A 2266-nucleotide genomic window follows, 5' to 3' on the forward strand; every position below is an offset into this window, starting at 1 on the left:
GGGAGTGCAACTTCCAGCTCAACCGCTTCCACCACAAGGAGTACTTTATTAATTACAATCAAGCCAAGTTCTGATAGCCTCTCCTTACACAAACATCTAGCTGATGAATGTTTAAGACACACAAAAAGCCCCTTAAGGGCTTTTTTGTATTTTTAATTAGTAGCAGACCGTTGCTCCTACGATAATCAGCAAGATAAACAAAACAACGATTAAAACGAAACCGCAACCGTATCCCCAACCGCCATAACCATAGCCGCAACATCCGCCGTATCCGCCATAACCATATCCAGACAATTCATTTTCCTCCTTTTAGACTCATTCACTACAAAATATGTTAGAAATTTATGGAGGTATGGGCTTTTTAACTAAAATTTAATGAGGAAAAGTATGCGGACAAAAAATACATCAAACCACGCCTTCCACCATCCTAATGGGAGAAAACAAATATGGGATCGGGTATTTTATTACGACAATGTAGAGGCAGCAACCGATTTCCTGGCTGAAAGCTCTTTTTACCAATTCGCCTATCACCAAGTGGTAACCAAACAAATTGTAAAAACTGAATTTATTCTTGGAGTGGCTAAACCTACTTGTCGATACGATTAATGTTGGGGAATATCAACTTATTCATGAAAAACAGTCTAAAATCATTATTGGTCTTGAAACCATGAAAGCACTCTTAGAAAAGGCAGAAAATGATGTTGAATTAGATCAATGGGGATATATACGTCCAAGTATGATACCATTACAAGTCGCCAGTAACATTTTTCCAAAGATTTATCCCCGTTTCAGCGAAATAATACAAATCATTGGTGCAAGCGGCATGATTTCCTTACCAACAGAAAACGCATTTGATTCTAAATTAGACCAGAGCTTGACCAATATCTTCAAGCAGATGGTATGAACGCTTTGGACCGTGTGAAACTATTTCGTTTGGCGTGGGATCTTACAATGAGTTCCTTCGGTACAAGGCAAACCCAGTATGAAAGATACTTTTTTGGTGACCCTGTTCGATTATCCAGTAACCTGTATAGAAACTATCAAAAGGATCAACATGTAGAAGATATTATTAAATTTTTAAATCTAAAAAATTAAGGGTATTTGAACAAATTGTCATTTTATGCAGTATCCATCAGCCATACTTTCTCCATACCCAACAAGAAACAGGCGTTTCTACTCTTGCAGAAACACGCCTGTTTCACAGAAATTTCGTTCCTTTTTATTTGAACGGCAAGTTTATTAGCAAATTTTAATAAGGGTAGTGGTGGTGGTGGTACGGATAGTGGTGATGATAGTACGGGTAGTGATGATGATAGTACGGATAGTGGTGGTGATGATAGTACGGGTAGTGTGGGTGCGGATGCGGATAACCTGGAGCTCCAAAACCAAGTCCTGGTGCAACACCAAAACCTGATCCTGGTCCACCTAAACCAACCCTCTCATTATAGGCATTAATCATACAAGCATTCATCCTCCTCATTTAATTTACATTAAGCATATGCATATTTGTAAAAAATTCCTGGGTATTCGTCCTGATTCTAAAATATTATATGACAAATGCGGATAGGGTAATTATTTAAGCTAACCTGGGGCTACTAGGCATACATCCAATCCAAGCTATGACCTGAGCATAAACTGGTTATACGTCTAATTTCAATTAGGAGTGAACCTCGAATTATGGTAAATATACGACAAATGCCACTCTATTCCCTGAGTCCCTGGGGTCTTGAAAATTGTATCTTTCGTTTCACATATTTGTGGCTTAGAAACGGCGATAATTTCTGGTTTTTTTTGACGACTGTCGGGCATCAAAGAGCTTATGGCTATAGGTTTTTCGGCGGAAGATGGAATCAATATTCGGTTGCTTTAAGAGATATTGCTAACTTCCATTGTTCTCCTCCAACTCCAACTCAATATTAAACACTGCGTCTGACCTTCGTAATCGTATCGACCAGTCTTACTTTAGAAGGTTCTGGACTTTCACATTAACCATTTGAACTTTATTTTAGGACCTTTTTTTGTTGTAACCATCTTGATTTTCGTTTTACATTCGGATTGTTTTGGTTAACTTTAAGCCAAATCACATCTTTTTCACTGCCATTTGCTATGCCCTTGTAATTTATGGCTTCCAATTATTCATCACTCATAAAAAATCCAGTAAGTAAGTAAAACTGGATTTTTTTCGTCGTATTTTGGGTTAAATAAAACATTTAATAACAACTTCTTCTTGAAGTAAACTGCCCAGTTCGTATTATAAGGTTAGCCA

The 2266-nt window shown here is 37.6% G+C and carries 2 protein-coding genes and 1 pseudogene; 1 reads left to right on the plus strand and 2 read right to left on the minus strand.

Features of this window, described 5'->3' with window-relative positions; all coding sequences use genetic code 11:
- Nucleotides 1-156 precede the first annotated feature (156 nt).
- Nucleotides 157-294 (minus strand): YjcZ family sporulation protein, encoded by a 138-nt coding sequence (locus CVD27_RS06940; protein ID WP_101647169.1) that lies wholly within the window; start codon nt 292-294, stop codon nt 157-159.
- Nucleotides 295-447: 153 nt separating this feature from the next.
- Here CVD27_RS06940 and CVD27_RS06945 point away from each other — a divergent pair.
- Nucleotides 448-1095, plus strand: a pseudogene (locus CVD27_RS06945) (4-hydroxyphenylacetate 3-hydroxylase C-terminal domain-containing protein); the annotation flags it as partial.
- Between the two features lie 154 nt (nt 1096-1249).
- On the opposite strand, the gene CVD27_RS06950 reads toward CVD27_RS06945, so the two are convergent.
- Nucleotides 1250-1459, minus strand: coding sequence for a hypothetical protein (locus tag CVD27_RS06950; protein WP_101647170.1), 210 nt, complete (start codon nt 1457-1459; stop codon nt 1250-1252).
- Nucleotides 1460-2266: the final 807 nt, after the last annotated feature.

Origin of the sequence: Neobacillus cucumis (assembly GCF_002860255.1) — a bacterium.
In the GTDB taxonomy this organism is placed as follows: domain Bacteria; phylum Bacillota; class Bacilli; order Bacillales; family Cytobacillaceae; genus Neobacillus; species Neobacillus cucumis_A.